The organism is Streptosporangium sp. NPDC001681 (assembly GCF_040298085.1).
Classification (GTDB): domain Bacteria; phylum Actinomycetota; class Actinomycetes; order Streptosporangiales; family Streptosporangiaceae; genus Streptosporangium.
Map to the genome: position 1 here is coordinate 1 of NZ_JBEOZN010000154.1, position 21,407 is coordinate 21,407.

19 protein-coding genes and 1 riboswitch are annotated in these 21,407 nt (G+C 69.5%); of the genes, 12 read left to right on the top strand and 7 right to left on the bottom strand.

What is annotated here, in order from left to right; genetic code table 11:
* Positions 1-601 precede the first annotated feature (601 nt).
* Both ABT130_RS41175 and mgrA read left to right on the top strand, forming a co-directional pair.
* Complete coding sequence (locus tag ABT130_RS41175) at positions 602-2,662, top strand: S9 family peptidase (protein ID WP_350965066.1); 2,061 nt, start codon at positions 602-604, stop codon at positions 2,660-2,662.
* Positions 2,659-3,687: an L-glyceraldehyde 3-phosphate reductase gene (mgrA, locus tag ABT130_RS41180; RefSeq protein WP_350965069.1), complete on the top strand. Its 1,029-nt coding sequence runs from the start codon at positions 2,659-2,661 to the stop codon at positions 3,685-3,687. Before ABT130_RS41175 ends, mgrA begins: the two co-directional genes overlap by 4 nt.
* 66 nt (positions 3,688-3,753) lie before the next feature.
* Here mgrA and ABT130_RS41185 read toward each other — a convergent pair whose 3' ends face one another.
* Positions 3,754-6,180 (bottom strand): lysylphosphatidylglycerol synthase transmembrane domain-containing protein, encoded by a 2,427-nt coding sequence (locus ABT130_RS41185; protein ID WP_350965073.1) that lies wholly within the window; start codon positions 6,178-6,180, stop codon positions 3,754-3,756.
* Positions 6,181-6,640: 460 nt separating this feature from the next.
* On the opposite strand from ABT130_RS41185, the gene ABT130_RS41190 reads away from it, so the two are divergent.
* From ABT130_RS41190 to ABT130_RS41200, 3 genes are read left to right on the top strand one after another with little or no spacing between them, the layout of a single operon-like run.
* Positions 6,641-6,946, top strand: a complete 306-nt coding sequence (locus ABT130_RS41190; RefSeq protein WP_350965076.1) for a hypothetical protein — start codon at positions 6,641-6,643, stop codon at positions 6,944-6,946.
* Positions 6,947-6,975: 29 nt separating this feature from the next.
* The gene (locus ABT130_RS41195; RefSeq protein ID WP_350965079.1) at positions 6,976-8,667 is read left to right on the top strand and encodes a M28 family metallopeptidase; all 1,692 of its coding nucleotides are present in this window, start codon (positions 6,976-6,978) and stop codon (positions 8,665-8,667) included.
* 36 nt (positions 8,668-8,703) lie between these two features.
* On the top strand, positions 8,704-10,719 hold the full coding sequence (locus ABT130_RS41200; RefSeq protein WP_350965081.1) for a molybdopterin-containing oxidoreductase family protein: 2,016 nt from the start codon (positions 8,704-8,706) through the stop codon (positions 10,717-10,719).
* Positions 10,720-10,755: 36 nt separating this feature from the next.
* On the opposite strand, the gene ABT130_RS41205 is transcribed toward ABT130_RS41200, so the two are convergent.
* The 3 genes from ABT130_RS41205 to ABT130_RS41215 form a co-directional block, all read right to left on the bottom strand.
* Complete coding sequence (locus ABT130_RS41205; RefSeq protein ID WP_350929780.1) at positions 10,756-11,205, bottom strand: GNAT family N-acetyltransferase; 450 nt, start codon at positions 11,203-11,205, stop codon at positions 10,756-10,758.
* A 92-nt stretch (positions 11,206-11,297) separates the two neighbouring features.
* Complete coding sequence (locus tag ABT130_RS41210) at positions 11,298-11,708, bottom strand: dihydrofolate reductase family protein (RefSeq protein ID WP_350965084.1); 411 nt, start codon at positions 11,706-11,708, stop codon at positions 11,298-11,300.
* Positions 11,709-11,971: 263 nt separating this feature from the next.
* Positions 11,972-12,283 (bottom strand): hypothetical protein, encoded by a 312-nt coding sequence (locus tag ABT130_RS41215; protein ID WP_350929778.1) that lies wholly within the window; start codon positions 12,281-12,283, stop codon positions 11,972-11,974.
* A gap of 184 nt (positions 12,284-12,467) precedes the next feature.
* Here ABT130_RS41215 and ABT130_RS41220 point away from each other — a divergent pair, with 184 nt between their 5' ends.
* The gene (locus ABT130_RS41220; RefSeq protein ID WP_350929777.1) at positions 12,468-12,932 is read left to right on the top strand and encodes a hypothetical protein; all 465 of its coding nucleotides are present in this window, start codon (positions 12,468-12,470) and stop codon (positions 12,930-12,932) included.
* 142 nt (positions 12,933-13,074) lie between these two features.
* On the opposite strand, the gene ABT130_RS41225 is transcribed toward ABT130_RS41220, so the two are convergent.
* The 3 genes from ABT130_RS41225 to ABT130_RS41235 form a co-directional block, all read right to left on the bottom strand.
* Complete coding sequence (locus tag ABT130_RS41225) at positions 13,075-13,446, bottom strand: VOC family protein (protein WP_350965086.1); 372 nt, start codon at positions 13,444-13,446, stop codon at positions 13,075-13,077.
* A gap of 124 nt (positions 13,447-13,570) precedes the next feature.
* A complete protein-coding gene (locus ABT130_RS41230) occupies positions 13,571-13,894 on the bottom strand; it encodes a DMT family transporter (RefSeq protein WP_350929775.1) in 324 nt (107 codons plus the stop codon).
* 20 nt (positions 13,895-13,914) lie between these two features.
* Positions 13,915-13,981: riboswitch (guanidine-III (ykkC-III) riboswitch) on the bottom strand.
* 20 nt (positions 13,982-14,001) lie between these two features.
* Positions 14,002-14,787: a class I SAM-dependent methyltransferase gene (locus tag ABT130_RS41235; protein WP_350929774.1), complete on the bottom strand. Its 786-nt coding sequence runs from the start codon at positions 14,785-14,787 to the stop codon at positions 14,002-14,004.
* 183 nt (positions 14,788-14,970) lie between these two features.
* Here ABT130_RS41235 and ABT130_RS41240 point away from each other — a divergent pair, with 183 nt between their 5' ends.
* The 6 genes from ABT130_RS41240 (at position 14,971) to ABT130_RS41265 (ending at position 21,274) form a co-directional block, all read left to right on the top strand.
* Positions 14,971-16,803 (top strand): acyl-CoA dehydrogenase, encoded by a 1,833-nt coding sequence (locus ABT130_RS41240; protein ID WP_350965088.1) that lies wholly within the window; start codon positions 14,971-14,973, stop codon positions 16,801-16,803.
* A 161-nt stretch (positions 16,804-16,964) separates the two neighbouring features.
* Entirely contained in the window at positions 16,965-17,708 is a 744-nt protein-coding gene (locus tag ABT130_RS41245; protein WP_350929772.1) for an NUDIX hydrolase, read from the top strand.
* Complete coding sequence (locus ABT130_RS41250; protein ID WP_350965091.1) at positions 17,705-18,670, top strand: lipopolysaccharide kinase InaA family protein; 966 nt, start codon at positions 17,705-17,707, stop codon at positions 18,668-18,670. Before ABT130_RS41245 ends, ABT130_RS41250 begins: the two co-directional genes overlap by 4 nt.
* A 33-nt stretch (positions 18,671-18,703) precedes the next feature.
* Positions 18,704-19,657 carry a hypothetical protein gene (locus ABT130_RS41255; RefSeq protein WP_350965094.1) on the top strand — a complete coding sequence of 318 codons (954 nt, stop codon included), beginning with the start codon at positions 18,704-18,706 and terminating at the stop codon, positions 19,655-19,657.
* 137 nt (positions 19,658-19,794) lie between these two features.
* Positions 19,795-20,997 (top strand): adenylosuccinate synthetase, encoded by a 1,203-nt coding sequence (locus ABT130_RS41260; RefSeq protein WP_350965097.1) that lies wholly within the window; start codon positions 19,795-19,797, stop codon positions 20,995-20,997.
* A 52-nt stretch (positions 20,998-21,049) separates the two neighbouring features.
* Entirely contained in the window at positions 21,050-21,274 is a 225-nt protein-coding gene (locus ABT130_RS41265; RefSeq protein ID WP_030917415.1) for a DUF6458 family protein, read from the top strand.
* The last annotated feature ends 133 nt before the right edge of the window (positions 21,275-21,407 follow it).

Here is a 21,407-nt window from a genome sequence, read left to right on the forward strand (position 1 = left end):
GCAGGTTGGACAGGGTTGTGCTTCATGCACTGGCTTTTAACACACTGTTGAGTTCTCAAGAAACGGACGCGTACACCGTCGTCCCGGCCAGTTTCGGCCGGAGAACCAGGGGCGGTTCGTTTTGTTCTGTTCTTTCGTTGTGCCGTTATTCTTTCAGGCCCGCTTTTTCGTGTCAAACCGGCTCGTTTTGAAGCGATTGACTTGATCTTGCGGGTCTTGCTGGAATTCGGCGACTCTGTTTCCAGAGCAACCCCTCAAACTTACCAGCACCTGAGCGGCTCTGCGAACCGGGCTCTGGAACCTTGGGTTTCAAAGGGATTGTCAGCGGACACGACACAAGCCATACGGAAGTCACCGGAGTGATTAGAGTGGTTTGCGTCGGACCCTGCCGACTCCAAAAGATTAGCAGTCCTCCAAGAGCGCTCGGAACGTAACGGCGAACCCCGTACGAGGAAACCTCGGGCCGGACGGAGGAGCCGAACCTGGCTCGCGAGCAGCGCGGGCCGCGGCACGTCGAGGCAGGCCGAGGTGGATCAAGGCCGATCGACCCGGCCGGGCGAGCGATCCGAACAGGGACCGGCGGAAACATAGACTCGGCTGAGTGAGCAGCCAGACGCCGCCGACGGCGAAGAAGGTTCCCAGCGAGCGCGTGCACCACGGGGACACCGTGGTCGATGACTACGCGTGGCTGACGGTAAAGGACGACCCGGAGGTGGTCGCCTACCTGGAGGCGGAGAACGCCTACACACAGGAGGCGACCGCCCACCTCAAGCCCCTGCAGGAGACGCTCTTCCAGGAGATCAAGGGACGCACCCTGGAGACCGACCTCTCGGTCCCCACCCGCAAGGGCGGCTGGTGGTACTACTCGCGGACCGAGGAGGGCAAGCAGTACGGCATCCAGTGCCGGGTGGCGGCGGACGGCGAGACCCCGCCCGAGTTGAAAGCCGGCGAGTCGCTTCCCGGTGAGGAGATCCTGCTCGACGGCAACGAGCTCGCCGGAGACTCCGACTTCTTCTCGATCGGCACCAGCTCGGTCAGTCCCGACGGCACCCTGCTGGCCTACTCCACCAACTTCACCGGCGACGAGCGCTTCACCCTGAAGGTGAAGAACCTCACCACCGGCGAGACCCTCCCCGACGAGATCCCCGGCATCTTCTACGGCGGCGCCTGGTCGGCCGACGGCACGACGTTCTTCTACACGACCGTCGACGAGGCCTGGCGGCCCAACCAGGTGCACCGGCACACGATCGGCAGCCCCGCCAAGGACGACATGCTCGTCCACGAGGAGGCCGACGAGCGGTTCTGGGTAGGCATCGGGCTCAGCCGAAGCGAGCGTTACCTGGTGCTCTCCTCCGGCAGCAAGATCACCAGCGAGGTCCGCGTCCTTGAGGCCGACGACCCCACCGGCGAGTTCCGCGTCGTCCGGCCCCGGGAGACCGGCGTCGAGTACGGCGTCGACCACGCGGGCGACCACTTCCTGGTCCTGCACAACCGGAACGCGGAGAACTTCGAGCTGGCCACCGCGCCGCTCGACGCCCCCGGCGACTGGACTCCGCTGATCGAGCACCGCACCGACACCCGGCTGCTCGACGTCGACGCCTTCGAGGGCCACACCGTCGTGCACTTCCGCCGGGACGGGCTCACCGGCATCCGCATCCTGCCCCGCGCCGGGGAGGCGTACGAGATCTCCTTCCCCGAGCCGATCTACGACGTGGCCCCGTCGGGCAACCCGGAGTTCGTCACGGGGCGGCTGCGGCTCGGCTACACCAGCATGGTCACCCCGCCATCGGTCTACGACTACGACCTGGCGGCGCGCGAGCTGGTCCTGCTGAAGCAGAAGGTCGTGCTCGGCGGCTACGACCCCACCGACTACGAGCAGTTCCGCGAGTGGGCGACCGCGTCCGACGGCATCCGCATCCCGATCTCGATCGTGATGAGAAAGGGCACCCAGCGGCCGGCCCCCACGGTGCTCTACGGCTACGGCAGCTACGAGATCTCGATCGACCCCTCGTTCTCCATCGCCAGGCTCAGCCTGCTCGACCGGGGCTTCGTCTTCGCCGTGGCACACGTCAGGGGCGGCGGTGAGATGGGCCGCCACTGGTACGAGGACGGCAAGTTCCAGAAGAAGAAGAACACCTTCACCGACTTCGTCGCCGCCGCCGAGCACCTCTCCGCCACCGGCTGGTCGAGCGCGATCGTCGCCAGGGGCGGATCGGCGGGCGGGCTGCTGATGGGCGCGGTCGCCAACCTCGCGCCCGAGACCTTCGCGGGCGTGGTGGCGGAGGTGCCGTTCGTGGACGCGCTGAACACGATCCTCGACCCCTCGCTGCCGCTGACCGTGATCGAGTGGGACGAGTGGGGCGACCCGCTGCACAACCCCGAGGTGTACGCGTACATGAAGTCGTACACGCCGTACGAGAACGTGGACGGCCGGGTCTACCCGCCGATTCTGGCGATCACCAGCCTCAACGACACCCGGGTCTTCTACCACGAGCCCGCCAAGTGGGTCGCGAAGCTCCGCGACGTCGCGGACGGCGGGCCGTTCCTGCTAAAGACGGAGATGGGTGCCGGGCACGGCGGCCGCAGCGGCAGGTACGACGCCTGGCGCGAGGAGGCCTTCACCCTCTCCTGGATTCTCGACACGACCAAGGTGACACAGTGACATATATCGCGGCAGATGACAGGTACGACGAACGCCAGCCGTACAACAGGGTCGGCAAGAGCGGGCTCAAGCTGCCCGCCGTCTCGCTGGGGCTCTGGCACAACTTCGGTGACGACAAGCCCTTCGAGACCCAGCGGGCCATCCTGCGCAGGGCCTTCGATCTGGGGGTGACCCACTTCGACCTGGCCAACAACTACGGTCCGCCGCCCGGGTCCGCGGAGACCAACTTCGGGCGGCACTTCCGCGAGGACTTCGCACCGTACCGGGACGAGCTGGTCATCTCCACCAAGGCGGGCTACGACATGTGGCCCGGCCCGTACGGCGAGTGGGGGTCGCGCAAGTACCTGCTGTCCAGCCTGGATCGGTCGCTGGAGCGGATGGGGCTCGACTACGTCGACATCTTCTACAGCCACCGGTTCGACCCGGACACCCCGCTGGAGGAGACGATGGGCGCGCTGGACCACGCGGTCCGGTCCGGCAAGGCGCTGTACGCGGGCATCTCGTCCTACTCGCCCGAGCACACCGCGGAGGCCGCGCGGCTGCTGCGGGAGATGGGCACGCCGCTACTGATCCACCAGCCCTCGTACTCGATGCTGAACCGGTGGATCGAGGGCGGGCTGCTCGACGTCCTGGAGGAGGAGGGCGTGGGCTGCATCGCGTTCTCCCCGCTGGCGCAGGGCATGCTGACCGACCGCTACCTGAACGGGATCCCCAAGGGGTCGCGGGCCTCGCTGGGGCGCTTCCTCACCCCGGAGATGCTCGCCGAGGAGACGATGCGGCACATCCGCACCTTGAACGAGATCGCGAGCGGGCGCGGCCAGTCGCTGGCGCAGATGGCGCTGGCCTGGGCTTTGCGCGACAGGCGCGTCACGTCGGTGCTGATCGGCGCGAGCAGTGTGGAGCAGCTGGAGAACAGCCTCGCGGCCGTGCAGAACACGTCGTTCGACGCCGCGGAGCTTGAGGCGATCGACAAGGACGCGGTCGAGGCGGGCATCAACCTCTGGGCCAGGTCCAGCGAGGCCTGACCTGCGTCCGTGCGAAAGACCGCCGGGCCACCGCCGGGCGGTCTTTCGCAGGACGCGGGGCAGGGCCTAGAGCGCCTCCTGTCGCTGCAGGTGCGCGAACGAGGCCCAGCCGGGCAGGACCGGCAGCCAGAAGGTCAGCAGCCGGAACAGCAGCACGGCCGAGGTCGCCACCTCACCGGGCAGGCCGGAGAGGGTCAGGCCGACCGACAGGGACAGCTCGACGGCGCCGAGGCCGCCGGGGGTGGGGGCTGCCGAGCCGATGGCGTTGCCCGCGAGGAAGACGATGGCGACGGTGGCGAAGTTGAGGGAGCCGCCGAAGGCGCGGACGCAGGCGTCCAGGCAGAGCACGAAGAACAGGGTGAGCATCAGGGTGCCGCTGAAGCCCTCGATGATCTTCCTGGGCGACTGGAGGACGTCGAGCAGGCGCGGGATGACCCCGGAGAACAGCGAGCGGAGCCGCGCGGTGATCATGCGGCGCAGCCGTGGCACGCCCACGATGACCAGCACCACCACGGCCACGGCCAGCAGCGTCAGCACGAGCGTGCGCGACGGGGTGAACGACGAGGCGGTGTTGGAACCGGTGATGTAGGCGAACAGCAGGAGCAGCGCGATGTGGAATGCCAGCCCGATGAGCTGGGAGGCGCCCACGCTGGCCACCGCCTGTCCCAGAGGGATGCCGCGTTTCTGCAGGTAGCGGGTGTTGATCGCGACCCCGCTCACCGCGGCGGGCGCGACGAGCTTGACGAACGACCCGGCGAACTGGACGAGCACGGTACGGCCGAGGGGCAGTTTCTCCGGTACGAAGCCCATCAGCATCAAGGCGGCGGCGACGTAGCTCATCATCGCGGCGACCAGTGCCACGCCGGTCCAGCTCCACTTGGCCGACGTGATCATGTTGAGGTTGATCTGGGTCAGGTAGTAGACCAGGAAGTACGCGGCGAACGCGGTACCGATGATGGTGATCAGGGTCCTGGGGCGGAAGCGCTCCAGGCGCACCTCCTCGGCCTCGGCCTTGGGCGTGAGTTCGACGATCCGCTCGCGGATCTCGGTGAGCAGCCCCTTGTTCTTGCTGAGCGCCGCCCTGGTCTCGCGGGTCAGCGCGATCCGCTGGAGCAGCGGGAGCGCGTCGGCGAGCAGGCCGTGCCCGGCTCCGGCCGCGGCGGCGTTGACCGCCCGCTGGGCTCCGACGCGGAGGCTGAGGTAGGTGAGCAGCTGGGCGATGTCCAGGCGGAGCAGCAGGTCACCGGCCGCGATCTCGCCGCTCCGGGCGTCCGTGAGGATGACCCGGCCCTCGCGGTCGACATGGATGCTGTCGCCGGTCAGCCGCCGGTGTGCGAGCCGCTGGACCTGCAGCAGCAGGACCTGCTCCCAGATCTGGGCGAGCAGGTTGTCGTCGATCTCCTCGTCGGGGATGTCGTCGAGCGCGCGGGTGGGGATGTGCTCGTAGGCGAGCAGCGCGGCCTCCGTACCGATCTCGCTGGTACCGACGAGCCGGGGGGTGCTCACTCCCGCCGCCTGCGCGGCGTACGCCATCAGGGCCTCGCGCTCCAGCTCGGCGCGGAGTGAGCGGATGGCCTTGCGGCGGGTCTCGGAGTTGAGCCGGATGCGCCGCCAGATGCGGTAGAGCACTCCGGCCACCTGACGGTCCCGGTCGAGGACCGTGACGTCGAGGCGGTTGCCGTTCTTGAGCTCGACGGCGTAGCGGCGGCTGCCCTGGTAGTCGTCGTCGAGCCGATGCGCCCTGAGCGGGGCGAAGCCCAGCTTGCGAAGCACGCTGACGACCGCACTGCCCGGAGGGCGGGTGTTGGGGCTGCCCACGCCGTACAGGGTGGCGTAGCCGACGGCCAGGCCGACCAGGATGGAGACGACGATGCCGAGGAGGGTGGCGGCGAGCCCGGCGAACAGGGCGACGGCGTTGAGCGCGACCGCGCTCCACAGGGCCGCCCGCCAGGTGGGGCGGCGGGATATGCGCACCGCGGTGACGTAGGCGATGATCGGGGTGAGCAGCGTGTTGACCGGCTCGACTCCGGCTCTGCCTCCGGTCATCAGGAGCCTCAGGTCCTCGGGCCCGGCGTTCACGATCCACTCGCCGAGCACGAAGGAGAGCACCATCGCGGCGATGGCCGCGAAGAGCCCCTCGGCCACCCGGAGGCCGTCACGGTGCAGCACCCGCTCGATGGCGAAGGCGATGGGCACGCCGAGCATGGCCGAGGCGCTCAGCACCCCGGCCAGGCCGCTGAGCAGGAACGGCGCCCGGCTGGTGCCGTCGGCGACGTCGCCCTCCAGACCGTTCAGGGTCTTCTGCGCGACGAGGGCGAGCAGGATGACGGCCACCAGCCCGAGCAGGGTCGCCAGGAACCGCAGCAGGTCCGAAGGGCGACGGATCCGCTGGGGAAGCAGCGGCTCGATGACGCGCACGGCTAGATCGCCGTCCGTCGCCGGCCGTGTGCCGTCATCGGACGATGTTCCGTCCAGCTCCTTGATTTCCGTCACCGCCAGCGATTCTGCATGTTCCGCATTACAGCTGCGTCACCGACCTTCTCCCCCAGTGTCCACAATCGGAGCCATACGCATGTCGATGGCTTCCGACAGTCTTGACAGTCTGGCTTCCATCTTGGTGGCTGAAATCAGAAAACGGGGCCACACGGTGACACCGTATGGCGCCCCGGCCGGCGAGCGGGCCGGGCGGACGTGGTCTCGAAGAGATCATGAACGCCCGCCTCGACGAGGGCGGCGAGCGAGCACAGCGTACCTGTCCGAGATCGAGAATTGACCCTTCTAGCTGCGGGAATACTGGATTTAGCGGGTGCGGGACTGGAAGGCTGACCGTCATGTTCCTTCGCCCGCCCGCAGCCTGCAGGGCCGCGTCCGGGGAGCGGGAACGCCTCGTCGCGGTCGCCTCTCACCGCCTTCCCGGGAGTGCGGGCGCTCCATGCACGTTGAGGGGTTCCGCATGAGCACTCGCGCCTTCAGGGGAACGGTGGTCGCGATCACCCGGTTCCCTCGACGCCCCCACCGTAAAGATCCCGGTCAGCTCCACCACCTGCGCGGCGGGAGTCACCTACGCCCCCTGCTCCACCTCAGGTGCGACACGATCGTCAACATCGGCGACACCGCTCTGGGGCTGAACAGCGGCGCGATCGCGACAGCCGCGTTCGTCCACGCCCGGACCCACGACCTGCCCGGCGGCTCCGTCCCGGGTGGTGCCACCGGGCCGGTATCCGGCGGCCACCTCGTCGCCACCGATGTTTTCAAGTAACGCCGTCCCCGATGTCAGAGGAGCCTGACGTGAGTGCACGTGCCTTCGGGAGAGTGCTGGCCGCTGTCACCATCGCCTCGGCCACGATCCCGCCCGTCGTCAACACGGCCTGGGCCGCGACCCCGCCCCCCGGAACGGTGCACGGGCTCGCCACCTCCGCGCCGAAACCGGTGGACGCCGGTGTGCACAGTCCGTCCGGCCTGCCCTCGGAACCGCCTCCGGAGAGTCCCCTGCCGCCGGACGCGAAGGCGTTCGGGCAGTCGATCAAGCTCGCGTCCGTCAGGCGGCACCTGGAAAAGCTCCAGGAGATCGCCAAGGCCAACGGCGGTATCCGGGCCGCGGCCACCCCCGGCCACGAGGCCTCGGTCGCCTACGTCGCGGACAGACTTCGCGCCGCCGGATACCAGGTCACCCTGCAGGAGTTCGGGATCCCCTTCTTCTATGAGCGGAAGGCCCCGGTGCTGGCGCGATCGTCCCCCGCGGCCAGGGTTTACCTGCCCGGCATCGACTTCCAGACGATGACGTACTCCGGCTCGGGGAGGATCACGGCTCCGGTGCAGGGCGTGGACCTGGTGCTGCCGCCGGCCCCGAACGCGAACTCCTCCTCCGGATGCGAGGTGAGTGATTTCAAGGGGTTCGTCCGGGGGAACATCGCCCTGATCCAGCGTGGCTCCTGCAGCTTCCAGGTCAAGGCGGAGCGGGCCCAGGCGGCCGGTGCGTCCGGGGTGGTCATCTTCAACGAGGGGCAGCCGGGTGAGGCTCTCGCCGACCGCAGGATCCTGCTGCGAGGCTCGGTCAACACCTCCGGCATCAAGATCCCGATCGTCGGAGCCACCTTCGCGGCCGGCAAGGAGCTGTCGGCGCCGGGAACGACCGCGACGCTCGAGGTGGACGCCGAGAGCGACCCCGACCGCAGGACACGCAACGTCATCGCCGAAAGCCGCCGGGGCGACCCGGACCGGGTGGTCATGCTCGGCGCCCACCTGGACAGTGTCATGGTGGGCCCCGGCATCAACGACAACGGCTCCGGGACCGCGGGCGTCCTGGAGACGGCGTTGGCGGCGAAGGACCTGCGGACGAGGAACAGGCTGCGCTTCGCCTTCTGGGGCGCGGAGGAGCTGGGCCTGCTCGGTTCCACCCACTACGTGGCCCATCTCTCGGCGGCGGAGCGGGCGAAGATCAAGCTGTACCTGAACTTCGACATGATCGCCTCGCCGAACTACGTCCTGGGGATCTACGACGGCGACAACTCCGACACGGGCCTGGACACGCATCCGCCTGCCGGTTCCGACCGGATCGAGAAGCTCTTCCAGTCGTACTTCGACGCCGTGGGCAAGCCGCACCAGGAGGCCGACTTCACCGGCCGCTCCGACTACGGCCCCTTCATCAAGGCGGGCATCGCCGCGGGCGGGCTGTTCACCGGCGCCGAGGGCATCAAGTCCGCCGAGGAGGCCGGGAAGTTCGGCGGCAAAGCCTGGGCCCCCTACGACAGGTGCTACCACCAGGCCTGCGACACCCTCGCCAACATCGACAACGGTGCGCTGGCGGTGAACGCCTCCGCGATCGGCGCGGCGGCGTACACCTACGCGTACGCTCGCGACCTCCCCGGCGATCCCGTCGCTCCCGGCCCCACCAGAGAGCCGAGAGTCGGAGGGCCGAGCACCGGAGGGGGCGGGCTGGGACACGACCACCACCACGAGCCCCCCGGGCTGCTCCGGTGACACCCGCGCTCCCTGGGCGCGGCTACAGTCGAGGGCATGTCGTCAGGCGAACTTCGAGTGCTGGGGGCGTGCCCGCTTGACTGCCCCGACACGTGCTCCTGGGTGGTGACCGTCCAAGACGGCGAGGCCGTCAAGATGCGCGGCAACCCTGACCATCCCTACACCCGCGGCGCGCTCTGCGTGAAGGTCAACCGCTACCTGGAGCACACCCGGGCGTCCGACCGCATCCTGCACCCGATGCGGCGGACCGGCCCCAAGGGGTCCGGCAGGTTCGAGCGGATCAGCTGGGACGAGGCCCTGGAGGAGATCTCCGTACGGCTGCGCGGCATCGTCGACGAGCACGGCGGCGAGGCGATCTGGCCCTACCTGGGCACCGGCACGCTGGGATACCTCCAGGGGGCCGAGGGAGTGGCCGGGCGGCGGTTCTGGAACGCGCTCGGCGCGTCGAGGCACTTTCTGAACATCTGCTCGTCGGCCGGCAACTCCGGGCTGCGACAGGTCTACGGCACGCCGGGCGGGATGGATCCGGAGACGTTCGCCCTGTCCCGGCTCATCCTGCTGTGGGGCACCAACACGCTGACCAGCGGGCATCACCTGTGGAAGTTCATCCAGGACGCCCGCGCGGCGGGGGCGCACGTGGTGGCGATCGACCCGATCCGGACCCGTACCGCCGAGCAGGCCGACGAGCACCTGCCGATCAGGCCCGGCACCGACGCGGCCCTCGCCCTGGGGCTGATGAACGTCGTGCTCGCCGAGGGAGCCGAGGACCGCGACTACCTGGAGAACCACACGACCGGCTGGGAGAACCTCCGTGAGGAGATCCTGCGCCACCCTCCGGCACGTGTGGCGGAGATCACCGGGCTGCCCGAGTCCGACATCCGGGCCCTGGGGGTACGGCTGGCGCGCACCCGGCCCACCGGCATCCGGGCCACCATGGGCGTGCAGCGGCACGCCGGCGGCGGCACCGCGATGCGCACGATCGCCGCCATCCCCGGCGTGACCGGCGACTGGCGCCACCCCGGCGGCGGGATCGCGTACTCCACCAGCGGGCACATCCACCTGAACATCGACACCCGCGAGGACCTGCTCGCCCGGCCGGTCCGCACGCTCACCATGACCCGGCTGGCCGATCAGCTGGACGAGTCGGTGAAGTGCCTGTGGGTGTACGCGGCCAACCCGATGAGTTCCACCTCCGACCAGAACCGGATCCGCGAGAAACTGACGCGCGAGGACCTGTTCACCGTCGTGATGGAGCAGTTCCCGACCGACACCGTCGACTACGCCGACATCGTGCTCCCCGCCACCATGCAGATCGAGCACGCCGACCTGCACGCGGGCTACGGGCACATGTACCTGATGTGGAACTCACCCGCGGTCGAGCCGCCGGGCGAGTGCCTGTCCACCACCGAGACCTTCCGCCGCCTGGCGCGGCACATGGGGCTCACCGAGCCGTCCCTGTACGACTCCGACCTGGAGCTGGCCGAGCAACTGCTCTCCTCGGGCCATCCGTCGCTTGACGGCATCACGCTCGACCGGCTGCGCAAGGAGGGCTGGGTCCGCCTCAACGTGCCGCGGCCGTTCGTGCCGTTCACCGAGGGCTTCCCGACGCCCTCGGGCCGGATGGAGTTCGGCGCGGGACCCGCCTACGTCCCGCCGCACACCGCCTCGGCCGCGCCGGGACCGTATCCGCTGACCCTCATCACCCCTGCCTCCCACACCTTCCTCAACACCATCTTCGGCAACAACCCCGAGTTGCTGCGGCGCTCGAAGGGCCCGCGGGTCCTGGTGAATCCCACGGACGCCGCGCCGAGGGGGCTGAGCGACGGGCAGCGGGCCCGGGTTTTCAACGCCGGCGGCGAGTTCGAGGCCGTGGTCGAGATCAGCGAGCGGGTCCGGCCGGGCGTGATCGCGTCCACCAAGGGGCACTGGCGCAAGCTGAGCTCGGGGGGCACGACCGTGAACGCCGTGGTGGAGGCCCGCGACGCCGACATGGGCCGTGGCGCCGTCTACCACGACAACCTGGTCGAGATCGGCCCGAGCGCCGCCGAGTGACCGGACGGGTCACCTCGACGCCGGCCCCTGGCCGATTCAGGTCAGCGCGAGTTTGTAACCCTCGTGGGACGCGACGAAGCCGAGGGAGTCGTAGAAGCGGTGGGCGTCCGCACGGGTCTTGTCCGTGGTGAGCTGGACCAGGGCGCAGCCCCGGGCCCGTCCGCGCTCGACGGCCCATTCCATCATCGTGCGGCCCAGACCCCGCCCGCGCAGCTCCGAGGCGATCCTGACCGCCTCGATCTGCATCCGGAGGGCACCCCGGCGGGAGATGCCGGGAATGTAGGTGAGCTGCATGGTGCCCACGACCTCGCCGTCCAGCTCCGCGACGATCAGCTCGTTGGCGGGGTCGGCGTCGATGACCTCGAAGGCGGCACGATGCTCCTCGCCGTAGGCTCCCTGGCGGGCGGCCGCGACGGTGTCGTCGGCGAGCATGGCCACGATGAGCGGAACGTCCTCGGCACGGGCGATACGGAAGTTCACCGGCATGGGGGTCAAACTATCCCGAACCGGTGCCGCCTCGGCTCCTCCCGTATCCCTGAGGGCGCTCTCGCGAAGACCTCCGGAGGCGGATGAAACTGTCAGCGGCGGTCGTAGTGGGCGACGATGACACCCTTCGTGGTCGTGACACTGCTGGTGAGGCGGTACTGGGTCAACGGCGCCGGCCCCTCGAACATCCGGGTACCCGAGCCCAGGGTGAGCGGGTGAACCACCAACGTGTAATGGTCGATCAGATCGGCCGCATGCAGGCTGCGCACCAGTGCGGAGCTGCCGATGATGTTCAGGTCGTTGCCGTCCCGCGCCTTCAACTCCGCGACCGTCTGCGTCGCGTCGCCGCGCAGCAGCACCGAGTTCTGCCAAGCACTCGCATCGTCAAGCGTGGCCGAGGCGACGTACTTGGTGACGGCGTTCATACGGGCGGTGTAGGGGTTGCCGTCCTCGCGGACCGCCCGATCACCCTCTACACGAGCGCCGACCGCCCGAATCGACATCGTTGAACGACAAATTTGTGCTTTCTGTCCGACCCGTTCCGGCGCCGCGGCGAGGTACACACAGATCAGCGATCTCCGGCTTCAAAGACACGCTTTGAAGCGGTGCGGCTCACCCCCACCCAGACCGTCAACAGCGATGTGCGGCTGGAGTACGCCACACCTGGCACGGTCCCGGAGAGTATGGGCGGCGGAGAACGGTAACCGCGGAAGCCAGATCATGCGGTTACCCGATCGCGGCGCCGGTTACGCGGTCAAGCCGGCTTTCAGCAGGAAACCCAGGCGACGCTCGTGACCGGCCAGGGCGTGATCGTCGCGCTGGAGGTCTGGCCGACGGGCACACAGGGACCGGTGATCAAGATGGGACCGACCACGGGTGAGGGGTGCTGCTGCCGTACGACCACCATGTGCCCACCCGTACCGGAGGTGCAGTGGCTGGTGGCCCACTGCTGGGCCAGGTTGTACTGGACGGTGCAGCCGGAGGGGGCGGCCATGGCCGGGCCGGGGGTGAGCGCCATGGCGCTCAGACAGAGGGCGGCGACGCCCGAGAGGGTTGCCACACGACGACGAAGGCTCATGACGAATCTCCTAGAGGTGGGGGGCGGGTACTAATCCCTTAGGAAACTTTCCTAAAGAAAACCTAGATCGCGGCAAACGGGCGGTCAATAAGCAACACGAACGGCGGCCAATACAGCAGGTAGGGGAACAATCAGGGTCGCTCCCCGATGTGAGCAAGGGTGTTCGGGAGGCAGCCTTGATGGCATGAACGACGAACTGACTCGACGTGACGAGATGTCCCTCGCCGGAGCGGCGCTGCGCGGCGCTCCCTGGAAGGCCGCCGCGGTGACCGGTGGCGCGGTGACCGCCACCAGCTTCGGACTGGGCGTGCTCACCGGCGGCGGGGATCTGACCTGGGCGATGGTGGTCGGCATCGGCCTGTTCTCGCTTATCGCGGCCATCGGCTCGATCGGCAAGCCCAACAGCGGGGACCGGGTGACCCGGCAGGCCCGGCTCTGGGCGCTGCGCCACCCCTGGAGGTTCGCCCTCTACCCCTCGCTCGGCGCCGCGATGCTCATGTACCCGGTGCAGCTCATCGTCGACGGCGAGGGCGTGTTCAGCGCGGCGCTGGACGCCCTGCAGGGCGGGGTCGTGGTCTACCTGATCACGGCTGTCCTGGCGCTGACTCTCAAGGGCCGCGGCCAGACCTCGCTTCCCGGCGGTCGCTGAGCCCTCGGGTGATCGCCGACCTTCCGGTGATCACCCGGCCTCGTGGGGATCACTCGTGTCGGCCGCCGCAGACCGCCTTCGGTCGCCGAGACTCGCGGCCCGGCCGGGCCTTTCTGGAGTGACCGGGCCCAGAGCCGCTCCGCTAGGCGCGCTCGTATTCGGCGCGGCAGACGCAGAACTCGTTGCCCTCGGGATCGAGCATCGTCACCCAGCCGGTGCCTTCGGGGTTGCGCATGTCCGCGAAGACCGTGGCGCCGAGCCCGAGCAGGCGCTCGACCTCCTCGTCGCGGGTGGTGCCCGCCGAGCCGGTGAGATCCAGGTGAAGGCGGTTCTTGACGGACTTGCCCTCGGGAACCTTGATGAACAGCAGATTCACCCCGCCGCCCCGCAGGAGGATCTCATCGTCCTCCTGCTTCGTCTCCGGATGGAGCTCCCCGCCGGTGGCGTCGCGCCAGAAGGTCGCCAGTTCGTACGGCCGGGCGCAGTCGAAGGTCACGTATTGAACAACAATCATGCGCCCACCCAACCCGACACCATCAAAACCGTCAAGCCGGTTTCGGGCGACCCCGGTCCGAGCGGGGTCGCCCGTGTCCACCCCTCCCGATCACGTCGTACGGCGTGCTCGGGCAGGCGTACGGTCAGTGGCCGCCGGCGGCGAGGTTGAGCCCGACGACGCCCGCGACGATGAGCAGGATCGAGGCGATCTTGAGGGCCGACGCGTTCTCGCCGAGGGCGACGATGCCCAGCACGGCGGTGCCGACGGCTCCGATACCCGTCCAGACGGCGTAGGCCGTGCCCACCTCCAGGGTCTTCAGGCCCACCGCGAGCAGGCCGAAGCTGAGCAGGCCGAAGACGGCGAAGCCGACGCTCGGCAGCAGCACGGAGAATCCATTGCTCAGCTTGAGCGAGTACGCCATCGCGACCTCGAACAGACCGGCGACGAGGATGACAACCCAGGCCATGACAGCTCCTCCTTTGATCAGGAGCGTCGTCTTTGCCTACCGGGTACGGCGCGTCTCGTCCGGGAACACCCCTTTTGAGGGTTCGATCGGTGGAACGCGGCAGGGGCTCACTTTGATTCCCACCAGAGTGTGAACCACCGGTCCCGGGGGACCGGCCACATGTCCAGCTCGATCACGGCCGCGATGACCTCGTCGGCCCGCTCCCGGCCGAGGCAGAGCCTCCGGCAGGCGCTCTCGGCGAGGTCTTCGAGCCGGGTGAAGCGCGGCAGCGGGGCCAGGCGCCACTCGTGGTGGACCTCGTACCCGAGCCCCTCGGCGATGGCGATCACGTCGTGGGCCGTGGGGCGGCGGGGGCGGGTGATGCCGTGGAAGTGCTGCCAGAGGGGGTTGAGCCAGCTCATCGGGTGTTGCCCGGTGAGCTCCAGGACGACCCGGCCCCGGGCGTGGCCGGTGAGCTCGGCGAGGAATCCGGCCAGCCCCGGCACGTTGTAGACGACGTGGGCGGCGACCGCGACGTCCGCGACCGGCGTTTCGGCCGCGATGTCGGGCCAGCGGCCCCGGAAGAACCGGGTGGGGACGCCCAGCGTGTGAGCCCGGGAGGCCAGTTCGGCGAGCATGGCGTCGGAGACGTCGACCGCGATCAGCTCTCCCAGGTCGGGAGCGAGCGGCAGGGAGGCCGCCCCCGTTCCGGCACCGACGTCCAGCACGCTCCCGCCGGGCGGGAGCGCCTCGGCCATCCGCGCCAGCGTCGGCCCCTCGGGGGCCGCGAGCGCGCGGTCGGTGCGCTCGGCGAACCGCGCCGACGAGTGCCCCCAGGGGTCGGCCGGCGCCCTGGCCGCGATCTCCTCGGGAATGCCCCACAGTTCGAGGTCGGCCCGCCATCGTTCGTCCATGTGGCGAGCCTAGAAGAGCTTCGGGGGGCCGGTCGATCGACGCCGGCGCGGGTGTCTTCGCATGTCGTGACGAACGTCCCAGTCGGTGCGGTTTTCTAGGGGTTACTGACGGGTAGCATTACCGGTAACGTTACTGGCGAGTATGGAAAGTTCCGGTTCCCCCGGTTTCAAGGAGCAGACCCCATGGGCCACTACAAGAGCAACGTCCGTGACCTGGAGTTCAACCTCTTCGAGGTGTTCGGGCGCCGGGACATTCTGGGCACCGGCCGCTACGCCGAACTGGACGAGGACGTGGTGCGGAGCCTCCTCGACGAGGTCAACCGCCTGGCCACCGGCGTACTCGCCGACTCCTTCGAGGAGGGCGACCGCAAGCCGCCGGTGTTCGATCTCGCCACCAACTCGGTGACGATGCCGGAGGGCTTCAAGAAGTCCTTCGCCGCCTACCGCGACGCCGGCTGGACCAACCTCAGCCTCCCCGCCGAGCTCGGCGGCCCCGGCCTGCCCAGCAGCGTGAGCTGGGCGCTGGCCGAGATGGTCCTCGGCTCGAACCCGGCCATCTGGATGTACTCCAGCGGCCCGGCCTTCGCCCACGTGCTCCACGTGATCGGCACCGAGGAGCAGAAGCGCTACGCCGAGCTGGCCATCGAGAAGCAGTGGGGCGCCACCATGGTGCTCACCGAGCCGGACGCCGGTTCCGACGTGGGCGCGGGCCGCGCGAAGGCGGTACGGCAGGACGACGGCACCTGGCACATCGAGGGCGTCAAGCGCTTCATCACCAGCGCCGAGCACGACATGAGCGACAACATCTTCCACCTGGTGCTGGCCCGCCCCGAGGGGCACGGTCCCGGCACCAAGGGCCTGTCGATGTTCCTGGTCTCGAAGTACCACGTGGACCTGGAGACCGGCGAGCTCGGCGAGCGCAACGGCGTCTACGTCACCAACGTCGAGAAGAAGATGGGCCTGAAGGTCTCCACGACCTGCGAGCTCACCTTCGGCGACAAGCACCCGGCCGTGGGCACGCTGATCGGCGAGGTCCATGAGGGCATCAAGCAGATGTTCATGATCATCGAGCATGCCCGGATGATGGTCGGCACCAAGGCGATCGCCACGCTCTCCACCGGCTACCTGAACGCCCTGGAGTACGCCAAGGCCCGGGTACAGGGCGCCGACCTGACCCAGATGGCCGACAAGTCGGCCCCGCGGGTGACCATCACCCACCACCCGGACGTACGCCGGGAGCTGATGCTGCAGAAGTCGTACGCCGAGGGCATGCGGGCGCTGGTCCTGCTCACCGCCACCTACCAGGACGACGTGCTGATCGCCGAGCACGAGGGCCGCAGGAACGGCCACGCCGAGGCGATGAACGACCTGCTGCTCCCGCTGGTCAAGGGCGTCGGCTCCGAGCGCTCCTACGAGCTGCTCGCCCGCTCCCTGCAGACCCTGGGCGGCTCGGGCTACCTGCAGGATTACCCGATCGAGCAGTACATCAGGGACGCCAAGATCGACTCCCTGTACGAGGGCACCACCGCGATCCAGGGGCAGGACCTGTTCTTCCGCAAGATCCTGCGCAACCAGGGCGTGACCCTCGGCTCGCTGTACGACGACGTGCAGGCCTTCGCCGCCTCCGAGGCCGGCAACGGGCGGCTGAAGGAGGAGCGCAAGCTTCTCGCCGAGGCCGCCGACGAGGTCAAGAGCATGGCCGACACCATGGCGGGCTGGGCCATCGGCTCGCTGGAGGCGCCGAAGGAGATCTACAAGGTCGGCCTCAACACCACCCGGTTCCTGCTCGCGCTGGGCGACGTGGTGATCGGCTGGCTGCTGCTGCGCCAGGCCGAGGTGGCCCTGGCCGCGCTGGGCTCCGCCGAGACCGCGCAGGGCGACCAGGCCTTCTACACCGGCAAGGTCGCCGCGGCCTCGTTCTTCGCCCAGACCGTCCTGCCCCGCGTCGCCGCCGAGCGCCGCACGCTGGAGGCCACCGACCAGGACCTGATGGAGCTGCCGGAAGAGGCCTTCTGAGCAAGCCACCTGCTCCCGCGGCAGGCATGGGGGCGGTCCCGTCTTGACGGGGCCGCCCTTCGCCTTTCCCGGGGCCTGAGGCCGCGCGCCGTTGCGAGCGGGTTGACACCGGCCTTTGTTATTCTCATACTGAGATTGTCTCACTTTGAGAAGGACATGTGATGGATGAGTCCGAGTTTCTGGCGGGTTACGACCCGCGGATGTACCCGGCGGTCGCGGTGACCGTCGACGTGGTGGCGCTCACCATTCGCGGGGGCGGGTTGCGCGTTCTGCTCATCAGGCGGGGCGAGCAACCCCATGCGGGGCGGTGGGCGCTGCCGGGGGGGTTCATCCGGCCGGGAGAGGACCTGCCACAGGCCGCGGCGCGGGAACTGGCCGAGGAGACGGGGCTCTCGGGCCTCGGGGACCGAGTCCACATCGAGCAGCTCGCCAGCTACGGGACACCCGACCGTGATCCGCGGATGAGGGTCGTGTCGATCTCCTACCTGGCGTTCGCCCCCGACCTGCCCGATCCCCGGGCGGGCACGGACGCGGCGGACGCCGCCTGGCAGCCGGTCGACAAGCTGCCGGAGCTCGCCTTCGACCACGATCGCATCCTGGCGCACGGGCTGGAGCGGGCACGCGGCAAGCTGGAGTACACCCCGCTGGCCACCTCGTTCGCCGGTGAGACGTTCACGATCTCCGAGCTGCGCGGTGTCTACGAGACGGTCTGGGGCGTGCCACTGCACGCGGGCAACTTCCACCGCAAGATCCTTTCGGTGCCCGGTTTCGTGGAGAGCACCGGCGAGACCACCGAGAGCGGCGGGGCCAGGGGCGGCCCCCGGGCCAAGCTCTACCGGGCCGGCGACGCACGACTCCTGCACCCCGCCCTGCTACGACCCGCCAGGGAGGAACAGATCAGATGACCAGGGCCGAGGCGATCGCGCTGGTGACCGCTGCCCGTACCCCCGACGACCTGTTCGGCGGGGGCTCTGCGCACCGGTCGTACCGGAGGCTGGCGAGGCTGCTCCACCCCGACCTCGCGCCGGGAGCCGAGGCCGCCGAGGCGTTCGCCAGGCTGGCGAAGCTGTGGGCGGCCCGCGGCGGGGCCCCGGGGCCGGCCGCGGAGACGGTGATCACCACCGGGCGGGGGACCTACCGGATCGGGGGCGTCTTCCGGCGGGGCGCCTCGGCCGTGCTCTACGAGAGTGGTCCGGACACGCTGCTCAAGCTCCCGCGCAGCCACGCGGACAACGACCTCATGTGCCGCGAGGCGAACGCCCTGGAGACGATCGCGCGAGACGGCGACCCGCTGCTCCTGCCGTACGTGCCACGCCTGGTGGATTCGTTCCGGCACCGCCGCGACGGGGTCGAACGGCGGGCCAACGTGATCAGCCGGGTACCCGACGGGTTCGTGAGCCTGGACGAGGTCAGGCGGCGGCGGCCGGTGCTCGACGCGAGGGACGTGGCCTGGATCTGGCGGCGGCTGCTGGTGGCCGTCGGCGCGGCCCATCGGGCGGGGGTCGTGCACGGCGCGGTGTTCGGGCACCACGTCCTCGTCCACCCGGTCGACCACGGCCTGGTGCTCGTCGACTGGAGCCAGTCGGTACCGCTCGGCACCCCGCTCACCGCCCTGGTGACCAGGCACCGCGACGACTACCCACCGGAGGTCCTGGCCAGGAAACCCGCCACTCCCGCCACCGACATCCACCTCGCCACCCGCTCCGTGGCCGCCCTCATGGGCGACCAGGCCCCCACTCCGATCAGGCGCTTCGTCCGGGGAAGCCTGCTGAGCCCGCCCGGCGACGCGTGGCGGCTCCTGGGGGAACTCGACGACCTGCTCGACGACCTGTACGGGCCGAGGAAATACCGGCCACTGCACCTTTGAGAACGTGCCATCCCTGATCCGAGGAGATCCCCCGTGGGAAGCGGAATCTGGTCCACCGACGTCTACTCCGCCGCCGCGAGCTACCGCGCGGCCAAGGGCTCAAGCGCCTTCGCCTACAGCGACGGCGGCGCCCGCTCCACGCACCCCGACCTCGACCCGCACGGGGTGCTCCGCGAGAGCCGCGACTCCGCCGAGCACCCCGACTCCCTCGCCGTGGCCGTGCTGTTCGACGTGACCGGCTCGATGGGCGGGGTGCCCCGGACCCTCCAGACCAAGCTGCCCGACCTGCTCGGCCTGCTGCTCCGCAAGGGCTACGCCACCGACCCGCAGATCCTCTTCGGCGCGATCGGCGACGCCACCTGCGACCGGGCCCCGCTGCAGATCGGCCAGTTCGAATCCGACAACCGGATGGACGAGCAGCTGGGCAAGGTCCTGCTGGAGAGCGGGGGCGGCGGCCAGATGAGCGAGTCGTACGAGCTGGCGATGTACTTCATGGCCAGGCACACCTCGATCGACTGCTTCGAGAAGCGGGGGCGCAGGGGCTACCTGTTCATCATCGGCGACGAGCTTCCCTACCCTCAGGTCAAGCGGCGCGAGGTCGAGGGTGTCATCGGCGACCGGCTCCAGCGGGACATCCCGACCAGGGAGATCGTCGCCGAGCTGACCAGGGTCTACGACGTCTACTACATCCTTCCGGCGGGGACGAGCCACGCCAGGGACGGCCGGGTGCTGGCCGCCTGGCGCGAACTGCTCGGCCAGAACGTGCTGGAGCTGGACGACCTCGACGCCGTCTGCGAGACCATCGCGCTCACCGTCGGTCTCGGCGAGGACGCCATCGATCTGCGGGAGGGACTGGACGACCTCGACGAGCTCGGCTCGACCGCCGGGGCCGCCGTGGGCAGGGCCCTCGCCAAACTCGACCGCGGCACGCTCGTGGTCGCCGACGGTCTCGACCTGGGCGGCGACAGCGGCGTGACGCGGCTCTGAAGACCTCCCCGCCGTGCGGCGGCCACCGCGAAAGCGGCGGGGAGTGCCACCACGAAGGGAAACGGCCCCTGCCCGGCGGTGAGAACTCACCGCCGGGCAGGGCGCCACCACGAACAGAGGACCACATGCGCGAACACATGATCGTGACAGACCTCGGCTACGGCGACGCGGGCAAAGGCACGATCATCGACTGGCTCTGCACCCGCGAACCCATCGGGGCGGTCGTCAGGTTCAACGGGGGTGGGCAGGCCGGCCACAACGTCGTGCTGCCCGACGGACGGCACCACACGTTCGCACAGTTCGGATCGGGCACGCTCAGAGGCGTGCCCACCCACCTGTCCAGGTTCATGGTCACCGACCCGCTCTCGCTGGCCCGGGAGGCCGCCCACCTGAGCGAACTGGGCGTTCCCGACCCGTTCCGCCTGCTCACCGTGGACCGGGACGCCCTGCTCGCCACGCCGTACCACGTGGCGGCGGGGCAGGCCAGGGAGCTGGCACGCGGCGAGGACCGGCACGGGTCGTGCGGAATGGGCGTCGGCGAGACCATGGCCTACGCCCTGGAGCACCCGGAGCTCGCGCCGACCGTCGGCGACTGCGAGGCCCCGGCCCGGCTCACCCGCAAGCTGTACGCGCTCCGCGAGGCGCTCGGGGTGACCGGGCCGCCCGTCGAGGACTGCGTCGCCGCCTACCGGGCGTTCGCCGAGCGGGTGATCCTGGTCGGCTTCTCCTTCACGACCGCGCTGCTGCGCAGGCGGCCCGTGATCTTCGAGGGGGCACAGGGCGTGCTGCTCGACGAGTGGCACGGCTTCCACCCGTACACCACCTGGAGCACGACGACCTTCGCCAACGCGCTGGAGTTGCTCGACGGGGTGCCGGCCGTACGGCTGGGCGTGCTGCGGACCTACACGCCCAGGCACGGCCCGGGACCGCTGGTCACCGAGGCCGCGGCGCCGGTGCTTCCCGAGGCGCACAACGGGACCGGTCCCTGGCAGGGGCCCTTCCGCACCGGTCACTTCGACGCGGTGGCCCACCGCTACGCGCTGGCGGTCGCGGGCGGGGCCGACGCCCTCGCGCTCACCCACCTGGACGCGCCGGTCTCGCGGATGTGCGTGTCGTACGACATCGGCGAACTGCCGGTGGGCACGGCGGGTGACCTCGAAGGGCAGGCCAGGCTGACCGGGCGGCTGTCGGCGGCCCGGCCGCACTACACCGACGGTGTCGACGACTGGCCTGCGGCGGTGGCCGGGGCCCTGGGGGTTCCGGTGTGGCTGGGCTCCCGAGGACCCACCGCCGCCGACAAGGTCCTTTTCAGTGGTGTGACCGCGGCCGAAAGGGTATGACCCTTCTCGTACTCTCCCTTTACCTGGCAGGCAGCCTTACCCGGAGGAACTCATGGGTGTCGGGGTCAGCATCTTCTTTCTCACGCTTGGCGCCATCCTCCGCTTCGCCATCGACCCCACCGTCCTCGGCGAGGCCGTCCACATCGACGTGATCGGCCTGATCTTCATGATCGTCGGTGCCGTCGGGGTCGTGCTGAGCATCGTGATGGCCCCCAAGCGCGGGAACACGTCCGAGGACCGCCTGATGCACCGCGAGAACCACCCACCGGAGGTCTAGGCCCTGTCCCTTTGGATCTTTTGCCTACCGCGGCCGGCCAGGCGGCGCCTCGCCGCGTTGTCGCCGGTCACCGCAGCACGCTGCGGCTCCCTCCTCCGCCTTGCGAGACACCACCTGACCGATCCTCGCCACG